Source organism: Streptococcus sp. FSL E2-3488, assembly GCF_038003585.1.
GTDB classification, from domain to species: Bacteria; Bacillota; Bacilli; order Lactobacillales; family Streptococcaceae; genus Streptococcus; species Streptococcus thermophilus.
Genome location: NZ_JBBOPL010000001.1, coordinates 1,205,215 through 1,227,752 on the forward strand (window position 1 = coordinate 1,205,215; position 22,538 = coordinate 1,227,752).

At 37.9% G+C, this 22,538-nt stretch carries 21 protein-coding genes and 2 pseudogenes; 1 reads left to right on the forward strand and 22 read right to left on the reverse strand.

Annotated elements, in window-relative coordinates:
• Nucleotide 1: 1 nt before the first annotated feature.
• The 13 genes and pseudogenes from MHH90_RS06180 to MHH90_RS06235 all read right to left on the reverse strand — a co-directional run bounded on the left by MHH90_RS06180 (nucleotide 2) and on the right by MHH90_RS06235 (nucleotide 11,830).
• Nucleotides 2–685, reverse strand: a complete 684-nt coding sequence (locus tag MHH90_RS06180; protein ID WP_100262408.1) for a YggS family pyridoxal phosphate-dependent enzyme — start codon at nucleotides 683–685, stop codon at nucleotides 2–4.
• Nucleotides 686–687: 2 nt separating this feature from the next.
• A pseudogene (locus MHH90_RS10260) lies at nucleotides 688–846 on the reverse strand (cell division protein FtsZ); the annotation flags it as partial.
• A gap of 158 nt (nucleotides 847–1,004) precedes the next feature.
• Nucleotides 1,005–2,010 (reverse strand): annotated as a pseudogene (gene ftsZ, locus MHH90_RS06185) (cell division protein FtsZ); the annotation flags it as partial.
• 28 nt (nucleotides 2,011–2,038) lie between these two features.
• Complete coding sequence (gene ftsA / locus MHH90_RS06190; protein WP_116920190.1) at nucleotides 2,039–3,415, reverse strand: cell division protein FtsA; 1,377 nt, start codon at nucleotides 3,413–3,415, stop codon at nucleotides 2,039–2,041.
• Between the two features lie 125 nt (nucleotides 3,416–3,540).
• Nucleotides 3,541–4,665 (reverse strand): cell division protein FtsQ/DivIB, encoded by a 1,125-nt coding sequence (locus MHH90_RS06195; RefSeq protein WP_179972866.1) that lies wholly within the window; start codon nucleotides 4,663–4,665, stop codon nucleotides 3,541–3,543.
• A 9-nt stretch (nucleotides 4,666–4,674) separates the two neighbouring features.
• Nucleotides 4,675–5,745, reverse strand: a complete 1,071-nt coding sequence (locus MHH90_RS06200) for a UDP-N-acetylglucosamine--N-acetylmuramyl-(pentapeptide) pyrophosphoryl-undecaprenol N-acetylglucosamine transferase (RefSeq protein ID WP_340725842.1) — start codon at nucleotides 5,743–5,745, stop codon at nucleotides 4,675–4,677.
• 3 nt (nucleotides 5,746–5,748) lie between these two features.
• Nucleotides 5,749–7,101: a UDP-N-acetylmuramoyl-L-alanine--D-glutamate ligase gene (gene murD / locus MHH90_RS06205; protein ID WP_011225774.1), complete on the reverse strand. Its 1,353-nt coding sequence runs from the start codon at nucleotides 7,099–7,101 to the stop codon at nucleotides 5,749–5,751.
• Nucleotides 7,102–7,223: 122 nt separating this feature from the next.
• Nucleotides 7,224–7,496, reverse strand: coding sequence for a DUF3165 family protein (locus MHH90_RS06210; RefSeq protein ID WP_002950398.1), 273 nt, complete (start codon nucleotides 7,494–7,496; stop codon nucleotides 7,224–7,226).
• 23 nt (nucleotides 7,497–7,519) lie between these two features.
• On the reverse strand, nucleotides 7,520–9,367 hold the full coding sequence (typA, locus tag MHH90_RS06215) for a translational GTPase TypA (protein ID WP_340725843.1): 1,848 nt from the start codon (nucleotides 9,365–9,367) through the stop codon (nucleotides 7,520–7,522).
• Nucleotides 9,368–9,504: 137 nt separating this feature from the next.
• A complete protein-coding gene (locus MHH90_RS06220) occupies nucleotides 9,505–10,473 on the reverse strand; it encodes an ROK family glucokinase (RefSeq protein WP_340725844.1) in 969 nt (322 codons plus the stop codon).
• Nucleotides 10,466–10,672 (reverse strand): YqgQ family protein, encoded by a 207-nt coding sequence (locus MHH90_RS06225; RefSeq protein WP_022096801.1) that lies wholly within the window; start codon nucleotides 10,670–10,672, stop codon nucleotides 10,466–10,468. Before MHH90_RS06225 ends, MHH90_RS06220 begins: the two co-directional genes overlap by 8 nt.
• A 110-nt stretch (nucleotides 10,673–10,782) precedes the next feature.
• Nucleotides 10,783–11,220: a Fur family transcriptional regulator gene (locus MHH90_RS06230; RefSeq protein ID WP_141326303.1), complete on the reverse strand. Its 438-nt coding sequence runs from the start codon at nucleotides 11,218–11,220 to the stop codon at nucleotides 10,783–10,785.
• Nucleotides 11,221–11,308: 88 nt separating this feature from the next.
• A complete protein-coding gene (locus MHH90_RS06235) occupies nucleotides 11,309–11,830 on the reverse strand; it encodes a Dps family protein (RefSeq protein WP_011680999.1) in 522 nt (173 codons plus the stop codon).
• A gap of 108 nt (nucleotides 11,831–11,938) precedes the next feature.
• Here MHH90_RS06235 and MHH90_RS06240 point away from each other — a divergent pair, with 108 nt between their 5' ends.
• Nucleotides 11,939–12,586: a prepilin peptidase gene (locus MHH90_RS06240; RefSeq protein ID WP_041827674.1), complete on the forward strand. Its 648-nt coding sequence runs from the start codon at nucleotides 11,939–11,941 to the stop codon at nucleotides 12,584–12,586.
• Nucleotides 12,587–12,626: 40 nt separating this feature from the next.
• On the opposite strand, the gene MHH90_RS06245 is transcribed toward MHH90_RS06240, so the two are convergent.
• The 9 genes from MHH90_RS06245 to MHH90_RS06285 all read right to left on the reverse strand — a co-directional run bounded on the left by MHH90_RS06245 (nucleotide 12,627) and on the right by MHH90_RS06285 (nucleotide 22,498).
• A complete protein-coding gene (locus tag MHH90_RS06245; protein WP_116920187.1) occupies nucleotides 12,627–14,006 on the reverse strand; it encodes a serine hydrolase in 1,380 nt (459 codons plus the stop codon).
• A gap of 96 nt (nucleotides 14,007–14,102) precedes the next feature.
• The gene (gene sodA, locus MHH90_RS06250; protein ID WP_011680996.1) at nucleotides 14,103–14,708 is read right to left on the reverse strand and encodes a superoxide dismutase SodA; all 606 of its coding nucleotides are present in this window, start codon (nucleotides 14,706–14,708) and stop codon (nucleotides 14,103–14,105) included.
• Between the two features lie 94 nt (nucleotides 14,709–14,802).
• Nucleotides 14,803–15,837 carry a DNA polymerase III subunit delta gene (gene holA / locus MHH90_RS06255; RefSeq protein ID WP_014608169.1) on the reverse strand — a complete coding sequence of 345 codons (1,035 nt, stop codon included), beginning with the start codon at nucleotides 15,835–15,837 and terminating at the stop codon, nucleotides 14,803–14,805.
• Nucleotides 15,838–15,904: 67 nt separating this feature from the next.
• Nucleotides 15,905–18,727: a phosphoenolpyruvate carboxylase gene (ppc, locus tag MHH90_RS06260; RefSeq protein WP_340725845.1), complete on the reverse strand. Its 2,823-nt coding sequence runs from the start codon at nucleotides 18,725–18,727 to the stop codon at nucleotides 15,905–15,907.
• Nucleotides 18,728–18,902: 175 nt separating this feature from the next.
• Nucleotides 18,903–19,298 carry a DUF4430 domain-containing protein gene (locus MHH90_RS06265; protein ID WP_002950368.1) on the reverse strand — a complete coding sequence of 132 codons (396 nt, stop codon included), beginning with the start codon at nucleotides 19,296–19,298 and terminating at the stop codon, nucleotides 18,903–18,905.
• Nucleotides 19,295–19,768 (reverse strand): hypothetical protein, encoded by a 474-nt coding sequence (locus tag MHH90_RS06270; RefSeq protein WP_340725846.1) that lies wholly within the window; start codon nucleotides 19,766–19,768, stop codon nucleotides 19,295–19,297. The genes MHH90_RS06265 and MHH90_RS06270 overlap by 4 nt, the downstream gene beginning before the upstream one ends.
• Nucleotides 19,769–19,885: 117 nt before the next feature.
• Nucleotides 19,886–20,785: a zinc metalloprotease HtpX gene (gene htpX / locus MHH90_RS06275; RefSeq protein ID WP_340725847.1), complete on the reverse strand. Its 900-nt coding sequence runs from the start codon at nucleotides 20,783–20,785 to the stop codon at nucleotides 19,886–19,888.
• Between the two features lies 1 nt (nucleotide 20,786).
• Nucleotides 20,787–21,347: a LemA family protein gene (locus MHH90_RS06280; protein WP_011680991.1), complete on the reverse strand. Its 561-nt coding sequence runs from the start codon at nucleotides 21,345–21,347 to the stop codon at nucleotides 20,787–20,789.
• Between the two features lie 149 nt (nucleotides 21,348–21,496).
• Entirely contained in the window at nucleotides 21,497–22,498 is a 1,002-nt protein-coding gene (locus MHH90_RS06285; RefSeq protein WP_167401467.1) for a DNA/RNA non-specific endonuclease, read from the reverse strand.
• Nucleotides 22,499–22,538 lie beyond the last annotated feature (40 nt).

The following is a 22,538-nucleotide window of genomic DNA, read 5'->3' on the forward strand; positions in this document are numbered from 1 at the left end:
GTTATTCTCCGTTCTCTTTAAAGAATGCACTGCCTATTCTAACAAAGGTTGATCCATTCTGAATAGCCATGTCATAGTCTCGACTCATACCCATGCTTAGTTGATCACAAGGAACATTCTTTAGTTTTTTATCTTGAATTGATTGTCTAAGTTCATTTGTCTCAGCAAAAATCTTATCAAGTTCTTGAGTATTCGCATCAATTGGAGCCATAGTCATTAGCCCTACTATACAAATTTTATCAAGATTTTTAATTTGATTTAGAACAGTGTCAAGTTCTTCAGGTGAAAAACCATGTTTCGACTCCTCACCTGAAACATTAACTTGGAGGAAGCAATTAATGGTATGATCCGCACGCTTTTGAATTTCCTCTGCCAATTTAACAGAATCCAAAGCATGAAAATAATCAACTAAATTAATAACATCCTTTACTTTTCGACGTTGTAGGCTACCAATAAGGTGCCATGTCAAATCATATTTTTTTAACGCCTGATACTTATCTAAAAATTTATCAACACGGTTTTCAGCAATGTGTTTAATTCCCGTTTCAACCAATTCTTCAGCGATTTTACTTGAAACATACTTAGTTACGGCAATTATATTGACTTCTTCGCTAGAGCGATTAGCTTTTTCACATGCTCTCTTCACCGCCTGATAAACATCATTTTTATTTTCTTCTATAGTCATTATTAACGGTTTTTAAAGAATGGTGGTGTCTCCAATTCATCGTCATCTTCAACATCACTTGAGAATGTAGACATAGTCAATTGACTATCAAGTTCACCTGTCTTAGGACGAGAAATATTATCACGTCTCAAGTCCCAGTTTCCAAAAGCTGATTGCTCTTGTTGAGGTGCTGCCACAGTTGGACGAACGCCTGGTTGTGACATTGAATGTGTTTCATTGTAGTCGAAATTCGGTTGACGTTCAAATGAAGCTTGAGAACCTAGACGTTGTTGTTCTTGAGCAACTTGCTGATTAGGAACTGACGATTGTGAAGGAGCTGTAGTCACTTTGCGTGGTTGAGCTTTCATACCAGATACCTTTTCAGCACGCTCTTGACGAACCCCCGTTGCAACAACCGTTACACGAATTTCATCTTTCAAAGTATCATCGATTGATGTACCAAGCCAAATATTAACACCGTTACCAGCAGCTTGACCAACGATTTCAGATGCTTCTTCTGCCTCTGTAAGTGTCATATCAAGGCCACCAGTTACGTTAACGATAACATCTTCTGCACCATCGATAGTTGTTTCAAGAAGCGGTGAATAGATTGCTTTGCGTGCAGCTTCAACAATACGTTCTTCACCAGAACCAATACCAATCCCCATAAGCGCATTGCCTTTATTTGCCATAACTGTTTTCACATCAGCAAAATCGAGGTTGATTAAACCTGGGTTGGTAATAAGGTCTGTAATACCTTGTACCCCTTGGCGTAGGACATTATCTGCTTCACTAAGGGCTTCAAGAAGTGGAGTTTTCTTATCAACGATTTCAAGAAGGTTGTTGTTAGAGATAATAAGAAGAGTATCAACTTGTTCACGCAATTCTTGAATACCTTCAATAGCGAAGGTACTACGCTTATTACCTTCAAATCCAAATGGACGCGTAACCACTGCTACTGTCAATGCACCCAAGCTTTTAGCAATACGTGCAATAACTGGTGCTGCCCCTGTACCAGAACCACCACCCATACCAGCAGTGATAAATACCATATCAGCTCCTGTAAGTGCCTCTGTAAGTGTTTCTTCACTTTCTTCAGCTGCTTTACGACCAACTTCAGGTTGACCTCCAGCACCAAGACCACGAGTCAATTTAGGACCTAATTGGATAACTGTTTCTGCTTTAGAAGAGCTGAGCGCTTGAATATCCGTGTTAGCTGCAATAAATTCAACACCAGAAAGACCTTCTTCAATCATTCGGTTGATGGCATTTCCTCCACCTCCACCGACACCAATAACTTTAATTACCGCACCCTGAACTGATGCGCTATCAAATGAAAAATTCATTTTATTTCCTCGCTTTTACTAGATTCAATTAATCAAACATACTTCCGAAGATTGCACGAACACGATCTCCAAGTTTTTGTTTTTGTTCATGATTTTCTTCATCAACCGGTTGAGGTACCTCGACGGTATTCTCAACTGGAATACGATTTGGTTGTGGGGTCACTCGAGGTGCTGGAGTATGAGTTCTATCAATACTCAAGGTAGGTGCCTCATTGTCGATAGGTTTACGACGAAGATACTCTTCACCACACACAGCTTGCTGAGCAATAATATCAACTTCTGTAAGGAGACCAACATACTCAACAAGACTAATTACATTTGCAAACATTGGATTACGGATACCAACTTGGTTAGGTATATAAAGTTTCACATTTGTCTCAAAAATTTCCTGAGCAACTTCAACTACACCTGGCATGATGGCCGTTCCACCTACAAGGACAATACCACCAGGCAAATCAAGTAGGCGACCTCGCGTCAAGTCTTGTTTAACTCTATCCAAGATATGCTTCACACGAGCCGAGATAATTTCAGCAAGATATTTCTCAGTGATTTCAACAGGTGAATTTTCACCTACAACCTCTACCTGAACAGTTTCAGTTTCACTTGCTTTTTCAATGTCAGCATTACCAAAATTAAACTTAAGCGCTTCTGCAATTTGCATAGATGTTTTTAAGACTTTTGAAATATCCTTGGTGATATATTCGCCACCCTCAGAGTAAATATTGGTAAACTGCAGTTCTTGAGCACGCATGCTTGCAACAGTCGTTTGACCACCACCCATATCAATAACAGTAGCACCAAATTCACGCTCTCCTTCATTCAAGACAGCACGAGTCATTGCAAGAGGAGAGATGATGATATTCTCAACCCGAATACCTGCACGCTCAACTGTCTTACGAATATTGTGAAGAATTGTTGTTGGTCCTGTGTAAATGAGGCCTCTCATCTCAAGACGAATCCCCATCATTCCACGAGGATCATGAATCCCTTGAAAGCCATCAACGATAAATTCTTCAGGAACTAGTGAGATAACCTCACGTTCAGGTGTAATACTCTTAGTCAAGGCTGATCGAACAACACTTTCAACATCTTCATCTTTGATTTCTTTTGATTCACTTGTTACAGGAATCATACCTTGTGTAGGCTCAATTTGAAGAAGATTGGCTGGAAGCCCAACATTCACTTGTTCAATCACAATACCGGCTTTTTCTTCTGCTTGCTCAATAGCTGTTTTGATTGATTTTGCTGCAGCGTCAATATCAACAATGATGCCATCTTTCACACCAGAACTCTTAACATTACTTACTCCGATGACATTCATTGATCCATCAATAAACTCAGCAACAAGAACCTTAATCGAGCTAGTTCCTATATCTAATCCTGTAAAAAAGCCATCTCTAGCCATTCACTCGACCTCTCAATCTTTCCATTCAATATCTTTGTAAACTGTATAAATACAGAATTATTCAGATACTATTGTACCATAAAAAAACGTAAAATGTCAGCATTTTACGTTTTTATTATTCAATATTAGCCTTGACTGGGGGAAGATTGAAGAGTTTTATCTTGATTAACAGTCGGATTTCCTACTCCCTGAACATCTGAATTTTCAGCATTAGCTTCTTTCTCAGTATTTTGTTCAGTTAGTGTCGTTGTTTCCTGACCCTCGTCAGAAATTTCTCTGTCTTCCTTCTTATCTGTCTTGCTTTTATCTTTCTTTTTATCCTTATCAGTTTTTGATGATTCTACTTCAGGAGTTGTTGTATAGAGGCCAACCTCCATATCTACAATACATCCATCAGAAAGCTTACTCTTAATTTTCTCGTAATAAGGTAACTTAGTCGTTAATTGAGAGAGGGGAACGCGAATAGAATTTCCATCATATAACTCAATTGTCAACAAATCTGTAGTTGCTTTTGTAGGCGTTAAATTAATAATTTGAATATTATTCTTGATTTTACTATCAAGTTTATGCAACTCTTTTACTAAATCTTCAATTTTCTTTTCATCATCCGTCTTTAAAGTGATAAATTTATCTGGTAGATTTCCTGTTGAAACAGTCCCTCCAGTCTTACCGCTTTCAAGAATAGAAACATATCCATTTGATGTTTGACGATAAGCCACGATTGGATATTCTTTCACTGCAATATTAAATTGATTTGGAAAACTATAAGTTACCGTAGCCTTTTTAACCCAAACGTTGTTTTTTTCAACAGTTGATGCAATCTCTTCTTGATTGAAAAAAACGTGAGTAATATAATCTGTATCAAGAATACCACTTGCAACTTTCACATCTTCCGGTAGAGCATTTTTTGTTCCTGATACTGTAAGAATCTTTTGCTTAGACCAAGGCGAGATAAAGAAGAGTGAAAATACGATTAAAATCGCAGCTATAAAAATAACAAGCCCCGCAAGATTTCGTTGTGCAATTGGGATATTGCTAGTCGTATTGACTTTTTTTCTTTTTTTCTTCTTGACCTTTTTTTTTACTGGTATTTTGTCCTCCTGAGATGTGGCTTTTTCTGGATGAACGCCTGTTTTGTTAGTCATCTCTCCTGAATCTTTGGTTTCTTGTTTTCTCAAAAATTCTAGATTTCGCTTCTGCCACTCAGTCAGAACTTTTTTTTCTTGTGATTTTTGATCCTTTTTTGCCATGAAATTCCTTTATTTATTTGAAATACTAGTCACTAATAGGTTATAAAAATCATCAGGAGAAGTGATTTCCTCAGATTTAGCCATAGCTTCTTTGTAAGTCTCTGCATGTTCAACAAGTTGTTCGAGCTCGTGTTTTAATGTCTCCCAACTTAATTCCAGTTCCTGCAATTGACGAGCGTAACCCTTTCTTTCAAAATAGTCAGCATTTTCAAGCTGGTCCCCACGGCTAGCTTCTTTTCCTAGAGGAACGATTAAATGAAGTTTTTTCATAGCCAACAATTCAAAAATAGTATTTGAACCACCACGAGTTACAACTAAATCCGCCATATCCATAAGAGGTTGGTACAAATCTGTCACATAATCAACTCTATAAAGATGACGCTCCAGGGTATTTAATGAGGAATCCCCAGATATATTGATGATATTATAGTTCTCAATCAGTTCTGGAGTTTTGCTAATAAAATCATTAAACACCTTTGCACCAGCTGATCCCCCAATAAAAAGGACTGTTTTTAGTTTCTCATCAAACTGTTCTTTAATCTTATCTAGTTGATCTGAATTATCAAACCTTGTCATACCCACCTTAGTAATAGCACCAACATGCCGTGTCTTCACCAAAGTTTTTGATTGTTCAAAAGTCGTAAACATAGTAGTTGCAAACTTGTATGCGATTTTATTGGCTAAGCCCATAGACAAATCAGACTCGTGAACATATACAGGGACTCTTAATAATTTAGACGCGATAACTGGCGGTACAGATACAAATCCGCCTTTTGAAAAGAGTGCTTGGGGACGAATCTTAGCAATAATTGCAATTGACTGTAGAATTCCCCAACCAACTTTAAAGACATCCAACATGTTTTGCCATGAAAAATAACGACGTAGTTTACCTGTAGCGATACTATGGAAGGTTACATCTAGACCAGACTTATCAATTTGTTCGTGTTCAATACCATGTTTATCACCGATATAGTGCACTTCCCATCCATCTTTTAGAAACTTTGGAATTAAGATAAGATTTAAAGTCACATGTCCAACTGTCCCTCCACCAGTAAAAACAATCTTTTTCGATTTTGCCATAGCCTATCCCTTCAATCGCTCAACAGTTGTGATAAATTCATCACCACGCACTTCGAAATTCTTGTACATATCCCAACTCGCGTTAGCAGGACTCAACAAGACAACATCACCTGCACTAGCTTGTTCAAAGGCAATGCGTGTCGCATCAGCCACATCTTTGGCATCCAGATAGGTTACACCAGCTTTGTCTGCAGCACGTTTGACACGAGGAGCTGATTCTCCCAAAATTACCATTTTCTTAAGTCCAGTAATATCAGGAATGAGTTCATCAAATTCATTACCACGGTCCAAACCACCGGCAATCAAAATGACTTTACTATTATCAAAGCCAGAAAGTGCTTTTTGTGTCGCTAAAATATTTGTTGACTTACTATCATTATAGAATTTTACATCATCAATCGTATCAACAAATTGAAGACGGTGTTTAACCCCACCAAAACTTGAGAGAGTTTCTTTAATTGCCTGGTTTGAAACACCTGACAATTTTGCTACAGCAATTGTCGCTAAGGCATTTTCAACATTGTGACTTCCTGGAACTCCAAGTTCATCAGCATGCATTAGCAATTCACCTTTGAAGTAGAGGCCACCATTTTCCAGATAAGCACCATCTACTTTTTCCACAGTTGAGAAGGGAACGACTTGTGCATTTGTTTGCGTAGCCAACTCTTTAGCCAAATCTTGATTAAAGTTTAAAATAATAAAATCGTCTGATGTCATTTCGTTTTGAATATTCCATTTGGCAGCTACGTATTCTTCAAAGCTACCATGATAGTCAATATGCGTCGGCATCAAGTTCGTAATCACAGCAATATGTGGATGGAAACTCTCAATTCCCATTAATTGGAAAGAAGACAACTCCATGACCAAAGTATCCTGATTTGTCACTGATTGCGCTACTTCTGATGCAGGGAAACCAATATTTCCAGACAAGACACCTGACTTTCCACCATGATTTAAAACATCAGCAATCATAGTTGTTGTGGTTGTCTTACCGTTTGAGCCTGTAATACCGATAATTGGTGCTTCAGAGACTAGGTAAGCCAATTCAACTTCAGTCCAAACTGGAATTTCTTTTTCAAGCGCACGAGCTACCATTGGATTATCATACCGAATCCCAGGATTCTTGACCATTAATTCAAAATTTTCATCCAAAAGTTCAAGAGGATGTCCACCACAAACAACCTTAATGCCTTCTTCAAGAAGTGATTGAGCCGATGGGTTTTCCTCAAATGCTTTTCCATCATTAACAGTAACAATAGCTCCTAGCTTAGCCAAAAGACGAGCCGCTGCTTCACCAGATTTAGCCAAACCAAGGACTAAAACTTTTTTATTTTCCAATTGTGTTATTGATTTCATAATTCGTCCATTCTCTCAAATTGTATCATAATCATTTTACCCTTTATCACAAGCTATTTCAAGGAGTAGTATTTTCTAGTTACAGAAAAAAGCCAATCTAACAGATTGACTTTAATATCATGCTACTTATTTTCGCCTTGTTGAGCTTTATCACGATTGGGCTCTGACATGCCGAAAATATCTTTCAAGGTGAAATAACTCAATGTAAACATTCCTACCGTGACAAAGAACTCACCAGGTAAACTGAAGAATTTAATGATTGATAACACTGCTAAAAGCAAGAGCAATGCTAAGGTAGCCATGACAAAGAGAAGATTCATAGTGTTTTTAACCGACTTTGGTGCAATAAAGAAATAGAATGAAGCAATCAATATAGCAACAATCAGATAAAACATCTCTTCTCCTCTCTAAAAATTACTCAGCTTCCGCTGCTTTTTTTCTTACGTTTATTAGCTTTATCACGCTCTGCTTTATTCAAAATTTGTTTACGCAAGCGGATAGATTTAGGTGTTACTTCCATGTATTCATCATCATCCAAGAATTCAAGTGATTCCTCAAGTGTCAATATACGTGGAGTCTTGATAACAGCCGTCTGGTCCTTAGTAGCTGAACGCACGTTTGTCATTTGTTTTGCTGTAGTAATGTTAACACCAAGGTCATTTTCACGAGCATTCTCACCGACAATCATACCTTCATAAACTTCAGTACCTGGGTTAACAAAGATAGTACCACGTTCTTCAATACGCATAATTGAGTAAGTTGTCGCTTTACCTGTATCGATAGAAACGAGAGCACCACGGTGACGTCCGCCAATCTCACCAGGAACAACCGGCAAATATTGATCAAAGGTATGGTTCATAATACCGTAACCACGTGTCATAGACAAGAATTCAGTAGAGAATCCGATAAGTCCACGAGCTGGCACAAGGAAGATAAGGCGTGTTTGGCCGTTACCAACCATTTGCATATCAAGCATGTCACCTTTACGTTCTGAAAGAGCTTGGATGATTGAGCCTTGGTACTCCTCTGGAGTATCAATTTGAACACGTTCAAATGGTTCGCATTTCACTCCATCAATTTCCTTGATGATAACTTCTGGACGTGACACTTGAAGTTCATATCCTTCACGACGCATTGTTTCGATAAGGATTGACAAGTGCAATTCACCACGGCCTGAGACAGTCCATTTATCTGGTGAATCAGTTGGTTCAACACGTAGTGAAACGTCTGTTTGCAACTCAGCCAAAAGACGCTCTTCGACTTTACGTGATGTCACGTGTTTACCTTCGCGACCAGCAAATGGTGAGTTATTCGCCAAGAAAGTCATTTGAAGTGTTGGTTCATCAATACGAAGAACTGGTAATGGTTCAACAGCATCAGTTGGTGTGATTGTTTCACCGACGAAGATATCTTCCATACCCGAGATAGCAATCAAGTCACCAGCCTTGGCTTCTTCAATTTCACGACGCTCCAAGCCAAAGAAACCAAAGAGTTTCGTAACACGGAAGTTTTTAGTTGTTCCATCAAGTTTTGAAAGAGTAACTTGGTCACCAACTTTTACAGTCCCACGAAAGATACGTCCAATACCAATACGTCCAACAAAGTCGTTGTAGTCAAGAAGTGACACTTGGAATTGAAGTGGCTCATCTGAGTTATCTACAGGAGCTGGGATGTGATCTATAATAGTGTCGAAGATTGGAGCCATAGTGTGCTCTTGATCGGCAGGATTATCAGACAATGATGATGTTCCATTAATAGCTGATGCATAAACCACTGGGAATTCCAATTGATCATCATCTGCACCCAGTTCGATGAATAGCTCTAGGACTTCATCAACAACTTCTTCAGGACGAGCTGAGGGTTTATCAATCTTGTTGACAACAACAATTGGTGTCAAATTTTGCTCAAGAGCTTTTTTCAATACAAAACGTGTTTGAGGCATTGTCCCTTCATAAGCATCGACGACAAGAACAACACCGTCAACCATTTTCATGATACGTTCAACTTCTCCGCCAAAGTCCGCGTGCCCTGGTGTGTCCATGATATTAATACGAGTACCATTGTAAGCAACGGCTGTATTCTTAGCAAGGATGGTAATACCACGTTCTTTTTCAAGATCGTTTGAGTCCAATGCACGCTCATCAAGTTCCATACGTTCATCAAGGGTGTGTGATTGTTTCAACAATTCATCTACAAGTGTTGTTTTTCCGTGGTCAACGTGGGCAATAATGGCAACGTTACGGATGTCTTCTCTAAGTTTAGTCATCTTTTCCTCTTTATTATTTATTTCAACCTTTCAAGTATACCACATTTTCAATAAAATGGCAGAGATTGGATAATTGTAAACGTTTTTCAACAAAAAAGTGCTACCTTCCCTTATCCGGTTAGGCGCACCTTATCTCATTATTTGTCAATACTATAAGCAAGACTAGCAGCTCCAATGATTCCTGCATCATTTCCAAGCTCCGCTAATTTCACTTTTGTTGTACGGCGAACTTGTGGGAATGCATAACGTGTAAAGTATCCTTCAACACGACTACGCAAGAATTCTCCTGCGGCAGAAACACCACCACCGATAATGACAGAATCTGGGTTAAGAATGTTTGAGATGTTTGCTATTGCAAGTCCGAGGTATTTAGAGACTTTATCAACAATGCTGTCAGCAAACTTATCACCTTCAGTAGCAGCTACGAGAATATCTTTACTTGTCACAAGCTCACCATTGTCTACAGCAGCTTTAATAGAAGAGTTTCCTTCGTATTTTTCTGCCAAATGATGTGCTACACGTACAATACCTGTTGCTGAAGCTACAGTTTCCAGACACCCCTTGTTTCCGCAAGTACACTCAAATCCTGTGTCAGGTTCAACAATAATGTGACCAATTTCCCCACCAGCACCGGCAACACCATGAATTAAGTTACCATCAGCGATAACACCGCCACCAACACCTGTACCCAATGTTACAAAGACAACATCCCGATTGTTAGCACCAGCACCAACCCAACGTTCACCCAGTGCAGCCACATTAGCATCATTATCAATAGCGAATGGAATACCAAGTTCTTTTTCAATAATAGAGCCAACTTCTTGAGTTTCTGCCCAGTTCAAGTTAAAGGCACCCGTTACTGTTTTATTTTCTCGGTCAACTGCACCTGGAGATCCCATACCAATTCCAATAAAATCTTCAGCAGTAAGTCCATACAATTCCAAACGGTGTTTCAAAGATTCTACAATGTCAGGAACAATGTGGCTACCATTATCAAACGTATTTGTTTCAATAGCCCATTTTTCTTGAACTTCACCATCTGCAGTCAAAATACCAAACTTAACAGTTGTTCCACCAAGGTCAATACCTAAGAGTTTCTTACTCATTTTCCTTCTCCATTTCAATCTGATGTTCACGTCGTAAAATCATTTCAGCAATAAGATAGTTTTCCTTGTCTATCAAAGCATTCTTATAAAGCGCTTCCAGTTCAATCTTCATCATCTCGATATCATAGAGCCTTTTACCCAAGTAAACTACTACCCCAAACTGCTTCAATAACTGTTGAACATCATATAATGTTTTCATAGAAATATTTTAGCAAAAAGCTTAAGGCATGACAAGATAATTTTGAAAACCTTTATAGATTATTATGTACCTAGACAAAAAGCCCAAGTCTATTTGACTTAGACTCTTATCTATTGACAATTCGGACAAACGCCATGCAAAATCATTTGCTCACGAGTGATGCGAAATCCTGTTTGCGATTCTACCTCTTCTTTGAAAGACGGAATCGGTAAATATAAATCAGTAATTTGACCACATTTTTCACAAACAATGTTTAAGTGGTCATGCCCCATAAAATCATAATATGTTGTATTATCATTATTAACCTTAATTTCAGAGACAATTCCCTCTTCGACTAACACTTTCAAGTTGTTATAGACCGTTGCTAAACTCATACCTGGATTATCAGGGAGAAGGTCATAATATATCACATCAGCACTAGGATGTTGATCAGACATCATCAAATAGCGGATAATAGCTTTACGAGATTCGGTTAATCGAATCCCTTTAGCTTTTAACTGATTCAAGATATCTTCGTAAACACCGAGACTATGTCGATGATCAGACATATCGCCGCCTCTCTTCTTCTAAAAGTATTTTGTATCTATTATACACTTTTAAAGGAACTCTTGACAATCATCTTAACTCAAAATTTGATTATTTCAAGCCTGGTGCTTGTCCAAGTTCTGCAGTCAACATCCAGATCGTCTTATCAATTTCTGATTTTGCATCCGTAAAGATATCATTTGAAGGAACATCTCCTTCTTCATCTGTGATATCCAAGCCAACTTGGAACAAGACAGACAAGTATTTGTATATATCAACCAATAGCTGAATTCGATCAGACATTGGTTGATCAAATGTACCAGTAGTTTCAGTCAAACCTGAATTAGATGAAAACTCTACCAAAGTTGAGTATGGTTCACCACCAATGGTAATCAAACGCTCACTAATCTTATCAAGATGGGAATTCAAACTATCCATTAATTCATCCATTTTTGGGTGAAGATAAAGGAAACCAGGACCACGCATATACCAATGAACTTGATGCACAATAGAAGCTGCTACAGACAAATCGGCAACCGCTTGATTTAATACTGCTTTGGTTTTTGTGTTTGTTGGTGTCTCTGCTTGATGGTTAACTGTTTCCTTGATTGTTTCTTTAATTGAATCTGTCATATTCTTTCTCCTTATTTAGAACCATTATTGTTTATGTCTATATTTTAAAATATTTATAAATAAAATACAAGTAAAACGCTTTTTCTGTCTTTTTTCGAATAGTTAGGTATGCTTAGTATTTTATATTTTTTTCTTGGTACCTCTTTAGGCTCGTTTATTGGATTGATTTGTGATCGTTTTCCTGAGAAGTCGATTATTTTTCCTAGAAGCCATTGCAATCAGTGTGGGCATCCGTTACGTTTTTTCGAAATGATTCCGATCCTATCACAACTTTTCTTAAGGTTCAAATGTCGGTTATGTCAAAGCTCTATCCCATACCGTTACCTCTTCTTGGAATTGTTTTGTGGAGGAATACTTCTTCTTTATTTCTATAACTACCTAGATTTTGGAAGAACCTATTTGCTTTTTTTCAGTCTTTGTCTAACTATTTTTGATTTAAAAAATAAATCATATCCCCTTCTAATTTGGATTCTTGGAACACTACCTCTCCTATGTTTGGGAAACCACTACCTCACTTTTAGCTTAGGAATAAGTTTAGCCGTTCTGTCATATATCAAACGTTTAAATATTGGTGAAGGTGATTTTCTCTATTTGGCCAGTGTCTCCCTCATTTTCCCATTTTCCAAAATACTAATAGCTATTGAACTAGCTTGCTCATTTGGGCTTATGTACTTCCTAGTACGTAAAAACCCTAATGAAACAGTCGCTTTTGTCCCATTTCTCTTTATGAGTGTTCTAATTCTTACCTTCATGTAATAGTATAGAAAAAAAGCCGAAATAATCGGCCTTTTCAGTATTAATTCATATTGACACGGTGCCATTCATTAATAACATAAGCGAGCATCCCCAATTGTTGAAGACCCCAACCGCTAATTTCATCTGATTCCTCAGTTGAACCACCAAGGTAACCGGTATAGATTGCTACCATATAAGGTGTATCTTCCATGACAATAGCATCAACGTTGAGTGCTTCACGAACGTAGCCTGGTTTTTGATAGATGGTTAAACCAGGAAGATAAGTTTTGTAGTATTCATTTGAGAAAGACTCACCAATATAGTGGAGAATATTCTTATAATTCTCTTGGTGTTTCCAAAGGTAATCCAAGACTTGGATGTAATAATCCGTTGTTGTCTTATTACCATGCATTTGAATAGTTTTAACTTTCCCTTTTGACTTACCGTATTTATCAAGCATGCCATAGAATTTTTCCATACCGCCAAGACGTTCTGCCAATGCATAGGCAGGCGTATTCTCAGAATAAACTAGAGAATATTCTTGCATCTCTGGGATGGTCATTGCACCACCAAAGGAGGCAACATACTTATCATGTTCTCCTTGATATTCATATTCAGTATTATTAATATCAAAACGTTCAGTTAAAGAAAGCTTCCCTCTATTAACCTCATCCATAACAAGCATGTTTAGTGGCAATTTGTAGGTTGATCCTGCAGTCATTGGCTGAGTATCATTCATAGAGAATTGCTCATTTGTCTTGGTATTTTTATATGAGAAGGCAATTTGGCTAGACTCGATTCCCTGATCAGCCATAAAGGCTTCAACCACTTGGTTCAATGTCATGTTAGCATAATCATAATACAATCCATTAGCATACATCGTATCTGCATCTGCTTCCATGACTGCTTTTTTAGCTTCAGCTGACTTGTTGGTTGGAGTTACCTTTTCCTCCTTTTTCTTATCCTCTTTTTTAGTTACCTTAGAGTTAGAACCAAAAATGTTCCCAAGGTTCCCAGTGTGACCAGCCTGTTTTCCTCGCCCTGCTAAGGCAAGCATAGCAACAAACACAAGAATAACTACTACACCCAGAAGAATTAAGATAAGATAAGGTTTCTTATCATCACTGAATGATTTCGCTCTAGATTTTTTAGAGCGTTTACTTCTAAGTAATAAGGTTTCAGTTTTTTCTTCTTTTTCCTTGTGTCCTACTGGTACCGATGTTTCCTCAACTGGTTTCTTTTCTACTGATTTTTTAGAAACCTTTTTCTTATCTTTTTTGTTATTCTTCTCGTCGCTTCTTTCGACATCTTTTTTACTATCTTTACTGTCTTTCTTAACGTCTTTTTGAAGGTCTTGTTTTAGCGAATCTTTCTTCTTATATTTAGTTTTTTGGCGGCTTCCACTATGCTTTTCACTTGAATATTTTTTCTTTTTTTCCATATCAATTACAGTTTAAGCTATAATAGTACAAAAAGCAAGGAGATTTTACAACCATATTACAAAAAAACACCCTCAAGACTGAGGATGATTCTAGACTTATTTAGCTTCTGCGTAAAGCTCAGCAACTTTATTCCAATTGATGATTTCAAAGAAGGCTTTGATGTAGTTTGGACGTACGTTACGGTATTTTAGGTAGTAAGCATGTTCCCAAACATCAAGTGCCAAGATTGGTTTTTTACCGTCTGAGATAGGTGTATCTTGGTTGGGAGTTGAAACAACTTCAAGTTTACCTTCTGCGTTAACCACAAGCCATGCCCACCCTGAACCAAAACGAGTTGTCGCTGCCGTAGTGAAAACTTCTTGGAAAGCTTCAAATGAACCGAATGCTTCGTTAATAGCAGCTGCTACTTCTGCAGTTGGTTCTTGTTTTTCTGGTGACAAAAGTTCCCAGAAAAGCGCGTGGTTAAGATGTCCACCACCATTGTTAATAAGTGCTTGACGAATGTCTGCTGGAATTTTTTCTACATCGGCCAAAAGCGCTTCAAGGTCCTCACCAATTTCAGGGTGTTTTTCAAGCGCAGCATTAGCATTCGCCACGTAAGTTGCATGGTGTTTGTCATGATGAAGAGTCATTGTTTCAGCATCAATGTATGGTTCCAAAGCATCGTAAGCGTAAGGAAGATCTGGAAGAATAATAGCCATAGTAAAGGTCCTCTTTTCATTTTTTTCCATCTTACCATAAAGTGATAGAGCTTTCAAAAATTTTGCTTACAAAATCTTGGAAATCTCCATTTTTTTAGCTGTTTGACGCTATTTTTAAAAGTGCTAAATCAAGTAGATAATCTTTATCTAAAGTTCCTGTTTTTATCTGGTAGTCTGTCTCAACCAGAGTCTTAATCGTTGTCTTTAAAAATGCAACTGATAAATGACGACTATCTCTTATAGCATAGCGAACCTGAAATGGATTAACTTTCCGACTTAGATAGTCTGAAAGACTTGAAACAATTTGTTGCTCGCTTTTACCTTGAGCAGATAACAATTTGACTTGCAGATAGGTGCGGAATTGTCCCAGCATAACAGCAATCAACTTAATCTCATCTTCTCCTTGCAATCGTAAATCATGAACCAATTCACGAACATCTTGAATCTGTCCTCTCAAAAGAAGTTGAGTCATATCAAAAATGTTATCTTGTAAACTTTTAGGAATAGCCTCCATAATGTCTTGCGATGAGATATTCCCTTCAGTTTTATATCCTTTTAAAAACGCCAGATTCTTTTGAATATCTGAAAAATCAAAACTTGACTTGACTAAGAGTTCCTCAAATACCCCTTTATCAAAAGTGAGTCCCTCTTGATGTGCCTGTTTTTGAAAATAAGTTCTAAGCTCTGTATCCTTTAAAGAGTTAGCTTCAAGTACCAAAGCATCACGTTTTAGGAGTTTAACCAACCGACGCTTCCCATCGAGCTTTCCAGAAGCCATTAATACAAGACGTGTTGTTTCTACAGGTGATTGAAGATAATTTTCAAGACGTTTCAATGCTTTTTCATCTAGATAAGACTTTTTAGCAGTCGTCATATCTGCGAAATGATCAAAAATAACTACCTTTTCATCTGCAAAAAAAGGCATACTTTCCAAATCGAGTTCAGCATCCTGATAATCAGTCTCGGACATATCAAAATAGGAATAGGTCAAGTCGCTTGAATCAAATCCAATTTGTTTTAAAAATTTTTCTTTAGCTTGACTATACTGACCTAAATCCTCGCCAGCCAAGACAGTTATCTTAGGAAGTTTTTCTCTGCTCAGCTTTTCAATCGTTTCCATAGCAATCATGGTTATATTATACCAGAATTTTCATTATAACAAAAAGCTCACCACCGAAGCGATGAACTTTACTTTATTAACCAGAGTTTCGAAGTCCTGTTGCAATACCATTGATAGTAATATGAATAAGACTAATTTCGTCATCAGTCAGATTATTATTACGAAGCCGTTTAATCAATTCAATTTGGATGTAGTTCAAGACGTTGAAGTATGGCAATCGGAAACCCAAACTCGCTTTAAGAGATGGGCTTTCTTCAAGGAAGTCATCATGTTTTTCAATCGCAAGAATGACATTCTTAGTCAGCTGCCACTCATCCAAAATGATGTTAAAGACGCTACGAACTTCTTCACTCTCTGCCAACTGTGCATAGTGGAAGGCAATATTCATATCTGATTTTGAAAGCACCATATCCACGTTAGACAAAAGTGAACGGAAGAATGGCCATGTTTCAAACATGTGTTGAAGTTTTTCAAGGTTTCCTTCTTCAGCTTCAATATAGTGATTAAAGGCAGAACCCACACCATACCAACCTGGTAACATGATACGGTTTTGTGACCATGAAAATACCCAAGGAATAGCACGAAGTCCTGAAATATCAGTAATAGTCTTACGAGCAGCTGGACGAGAACCAATATTTAAACTTGATACTTCCTTGATTGGACTTGCTTCAAAGAAGTAATCATAGAAATGTTCATTTCCGAAGACAAGATCTCGATAAATACGATTAGAATCTTGAACAATACTATCCATAATTTCACGGAAATCAACCAATTCATCAGGATCAGTAATTTGGCGTGTTACCATGCGATCAAGCGTAGCTGAAACTAGCATTTCAAGATTGTAGTAAGCTGCATCCTTATTGCCATATTTATTACCGATAACCTCACCTTGCTCCGTCAAACGGATACGGTCTTTAATAGTACCAAATGGTTGAGAAGTAATAGCATCGTAAGATGGGCCACCACCACGACCAACTGTACCACCACGGCCATGGAAGAAGGTAATTTTAATGCCACGCTCTTCACCAATCTTGGTCAATTCGTTCTGAGCCTTGTAAAGCGTCCAACCTGAAGACAAGTAACCACCATCTTTGTTTGAATCTGAGTAACCCAACATGATTTCTTGGTAGTTATTGCTATTCTTAATCCATCGTTTAACAATATCATAACCAAGGTATTGTTTCATGATTTCATTAGAGTTTTCCAAGTCTTCGATGGTTTCAAACAGTGGAACGATTTGGACACGCGCACGCTCAGTATCAACTAAACCAACTTCTTTAAGAAGGATGGCTAACTCAAACATATCTGAGACGCTCTCAGTGTGAGAGATGATATGTTGTTTGATGACTTCTTCACCAAGATAGTCCTTCAAAAGACGAGCAGTACGGAAGATAGCTAATTCTTTTTCAAGCGTTTCAGACTTAGATACATTTGTTGATGATAAGGTACGCGGATCTTCTTGCAATTCTTTGAGAAGAACAGCAACCTTTTCAACCTCTGTCAATTCACTGTAGTTGTCAACAATGTTTGCAGATTTAAGCAACTCTGCCACACAAGCTTCATGAACGCTTGAATCCTGACGCATATCAATTGTTGCAAGGTAGAATCCAAAGACCTCAACAGCTTGAAGAAGCTCTTCGAAATCACCGGAAATCAAGACAGAATCATCATTTTCGAGAAGTGAATTTTTAATTGCCAAAAGATCATCATGGAATGCTTCAGCTGTTTCATAAAATTCGGTAGTTTGTTGTGAGACAGCTTGAAGACTTTGGCTGAGACGGTCATGCACAAAATCAGCTACTACTTCACCTGTTGAAACTGAGCCAAGACGAACATTTTCAGAAAGACGCTTAGCAGCTCTTTCATTGCTAAAGTTACCTGCTTTGAAGAAAAGAAGCGTCTGAATCAATTTAGATTGAATGTAACTAAAAGCACGACGGTATGGTTCGTTTTCACGGTAAACAGATGTATCTGGAGAAAGTTTCGCCATTTCTGCTACTGTTTCTGAAACTTCAGTCAAACGTGATGAGAGTGAGAATGAGCGGTAAAGATTATCAACTTTTTCAATATAGTAATTGAGGATAACTTCACTTTGTAATGTCGCAGAAAGTTTAAGAGTTTCTGCCGTTACAAATGGGTTCCCGTCACGGTCACCACCAATCCACATTCCCATTGTAATAGGTGTTGGATTATCAAGTTCGATACCTTTTTCAACCGCTAAACGTTTGAATTCATGCGATAGCTTGGTAATCGCCTTAATCAATGAGGAGTTGTAATACTCCATAACGTTAGTGATTTCGTTTTTAACTTTAAGTTTCTTCTCACGAATGATATCCGTTTTCATCATAATCTCTACATAACGACGCAAATCCGCATACCATTTATCCTTATTAATAAGACCATCCTTAACGTCACGATGCTTACGGAGAAGTTCGTGAATGTGGTTAGTCAATTCAAGCATGGTTTTACGTTGAACCTGAGTTGGGTGAGCTGTCAATACCGGCACGACATTAACATTTTCAAGAATGTCACGCGCATTGTCGCTTTCAGCGACAACATCAAAGGTTTCAGACAACTTACCTAAATAAGATTCATCAATATTATTTTTGCGGTTGACTTCATAAGCCAAATCCACGTCCTCAGAGATATTAATCAAGAGAGGTAACAAAGAGAAATAACGTGATGCAACGACCATATCATCATTTGTCATTTCTGAAATGGCTTGTGTAAGGGCCTCATAGTCACCTTCATCATAAAGTTCAACCAAATGTTGGATAGTCGTGAGGCCTTGCTCACCAGCTATGCCTCGTGTTGCATCATCCAACAATTCTTTCAAGATACCAACTTCTTCAGAGATGATTTCCTGGTTGTTACTGCTTTCCAATTTGTTAAAAGCCAAACCGTATTCTCCTTACTTTATGTAGTACCCTTTTATGATATCACTTTTAAAACAAAAGTAAACTGTTTTTCTGTAAATCGTCAGTTGTTTTGCAATTTTCTGACTTTTATTAAAAAATTATTAGTCCTATTTCCGAACTTTATAAAAAAAAGACTCTGAATTAGAGTCTAAAATCTTAATTATACTTTTCTTGGTAGAATTTGATTTCATCACCATCTTGAACTTTAAGTTGATTAGCAGCTTTCTCACCGATTTTTCCATTGACATCAAACATCCAATAAATCCCCTTCTCCTTGTCTTGAGAAATTCCATCAATTTCAGTAATAAAACCATCATTTTCTTGAACAGGATATATTTCTTTTAAAACATCAAGGACCGTATCACCTTTTTTGAATTCTACGGATTTTTTCTTACTTTCCTTTTCAGTTTTTAAAATCAAAGTAACCTGGCCTTGACCCTTAGACTGATGATTGTTTGTGCTACTAGTAGGTTTAGCAGACTCATTTTTTCCACAAGCACCTAAAGTAACAAGAGAAAAGGCAAGAGCTAAACATATCAATAATTTTTTCATTTCAAAAGTCTCCTAAAAATAGACTGAATAAATGGATAGAATAGAAGCGTCGATACTGCATGATAAGTATCATAAAGAAGGCCAGAAACAACAAAGGTAAGACCGCTCTTAAATAGGAGGCCATAACTATAATCCAAGAGAACTCCGTAGAGAAAGGATAAAATAGTTACTAAAGCAATCTGACAAACAAGTGATAACCTAGGTGCAATCAAGCTCCAAAGAGCCATCAAAATGCCGAAGGCCAAGATTTGATTAAAAACCCAGGGATCAAACCCAAAGATGAATCCTGAGATTGACATGGTCAAAGCCATAATCAAGAAACCATCTACTAACCCCAAATAAAGGACAGACACAAAAAACATAGCTGTAATAGGCTGAATATTAGGTAATCCTATAAATGCTGACCGCAATCCTACTGCCAGTGCTGACAAAATGGCTATCCGAGCCATTCGTTGAATCGTTAGTTTCATATATCTATTATGCCAGAAATAAGTTGAATTGACTAGGTATGATACTTATTTATTTAATTAAAAAAGAAAATAACTGCTAAAAGAAAGAGGCCAATCACATGATTAGCCTTCCCTGAATTACATTTGTTTCAAGCGTTCCACCCGTTCTGAAATTGGTGGGTGAGTATAAAAGAACTTCTGCAAACCAGATTCTTTTTTAGGGTCATTGATAAAGAGGGCTGCGCTAGCATCATCCACGTGATGTTGCATTGGCGCACTATTATCAAGTTTGAGCAGAGCGTTAATCATACCTTGTGGGTTACGTGTCAATTCGACGCTAGAAGCATCAGCTAAAAATTCACGCTGGCGTGAAATAGCCAACTGAACCAAGGTAGCTGCCAAAGGCGCCAGAATAATCGCAATCAAAGAAATAATGAAAAGAATAATTTCCAAGCCACTACTTCCATTACGATCATCATCATTACGACGACGGCCTCCACCCCAGAACATCATATTGCGGGCCATAACAGCTAGCATGGTGATTGCAGATGCCAAGGCAACTGCAATGGTCGAAATACGGATGTCATAGTTACGAATATGACTCACTTCATGTCCGATAACCCCTTCAAGCTCCTCACGATTCATAACCGCAAGAAGACCTGTTGTAGCAGCTACTGCCGCATTCTTGGGGCTTGATCCAGTCGCAAAAGCATTCATAGAAGGATCATCGACAATAAAGACACGTGGCATCGGTATTTGTGCCACCATAGCCATATCCTCAACAACATGATAAAGGTTCGGAGCGGTTTGTTCATCAACCTCTCGTGCACCGTTCATAGCCATAACGACATTAGTTGATTGGAAAATCATGGTAACGGCATAGATAAAACCGATAACTAGAGCAAGAATCAGACCACCGAAGCCTGAACCTAACCAAAGATAGCCAACACCGTAACCAACAAGGCCCAACAAGAGGAAAAAGACAAGGAGCAAAAGCCAAGTCTTTCTCTTATTTCGAGCAATTTGATCAAATAACATATTAGTTACCTAGTCCACTGAAATCAACCTTAGGCACAGCTTTTTCTTCTTCTGGTGTTTCAAGGAATTCAGCAGCCTTAAAGCTAAACATCTTGGCAATAAAATTGCTTGGGAATGTTTCCAATTTCACATTGTAGTTACTTGTTACACTGTTATAAAGTTGGCGTGAATAGGCAATTTTGTTTTCAGTGTTCGTCAACTCTTCTTGAAGCTGACTGAAGTTTGCACTGGCCTTAAGGTCAGGGTAACTTTCAGCAACCGCAAAGATTCCAGAAACCTGGCGTGTCAATTCATCACTAGCACGCATCGCTTCTGCAGGTGAAGTTGCAGCTGCTACTTGATTACGAAGTTCTGTTACTTTTTCAAGCGTTGAACCTTCGTATTTTGCATACCCTTTAACAGTTTCAATCAAGTTAGGAAGAAGGTCATTACGACGTTTCAATTGAACATCAATTTGACTCCACGCCTCCTTGGTTTGCATGCGGCTATTAACCAAGCCGTTATAACTTGCAATAACAAAAATCACGAGAACAACAATAATGGCAATAATAATCCAAATCATATTTTTTATTCCTTTCTTATACCTAAAGAAAGTCCGTACGACTTCTCTTACAAGTATCTTTAATAGTCTTAGTATATCAAATTTTCAGATAAAAGTGGAAAATATAAGTCGTTTTACAAAAAAACTGGACAAGATGTTCAGCTTTTTTATTACTCTTTAGTCGTATGCCGTTTACCTTGGGCTATGGCATCTGCTTCTGTCATAGTGACGACATTAGCCTTATTGGTATTGCTAGGCATACTATTGATGTCATACCAATAAACATCTGCTGTTCCATGACGCGCCACATAAACTGTTCTACTTTCTTCCTGTGTAGGTTGCACAGGCTCTGGCTCAGAACTCGGTTGTTCAGCCACTTGGGAACTCTCAGAACTAGGCTCAGATGGTGCTTCAGTAAATTCAGTTACCGTATTTGTTGCTGTCCCATCTGCATAATTGATTTCTGCATTTGGTGATCGATTATCTAAGAAAACATGTGTAACTCCCTGACTATCAAGAGTCTCCTTATCTCCACCAAGTTTAATTTCCAAGAGATTTCCAGAACTATCGATACCAACATACTGAAGTTCTACTTGACGAGGCAACAACTCGTCTCCACTGTAGATAGCTGTTACTTTATAATCTAACCAATAGTTAGGGTGGAGTGCCAGCCAGTTATCCAAGCGATTCTCGTAATAAAGCATGCCTGACTGATTATCTTCATCGGTTCCTTTATAATTTCCAGAGTTCAACCAGGCAGTCATAGGTACTAAATTCTTGCCCTCGTCATTGACACCAGAAAACTGATAGCCAATCAGATGTCCTCGATTCATTAACCAAGATTTTGATTTACCATCACCATAATAAAACTTATAGTTATGCCATCCTACAGGATCATATTTTATTTTACCGGGGCGTTTATTCTTTGGCTCGTCCTTATCTTGTAACTGTATATGAGCACTGTGGGCACGTCCTAACTGGTCCTTTTCCTCCATGACAAACTGTTTTTGACCATTAAAAGCTAATATACCATTGTTCTCATCCGCTTGAGCGACTTGAGGGGGCACAGCCAATGATTGTTTGCTAGTATCTACTGAAAATCCGAAACCTAAAGTAAATACTAAAACAAGAAGAGCAAATAAACGAATCCTACTATTTCTTTTTTCTTTCATTATCTTAACTCCTTAATTTTTTATCACTTTAATTATACAG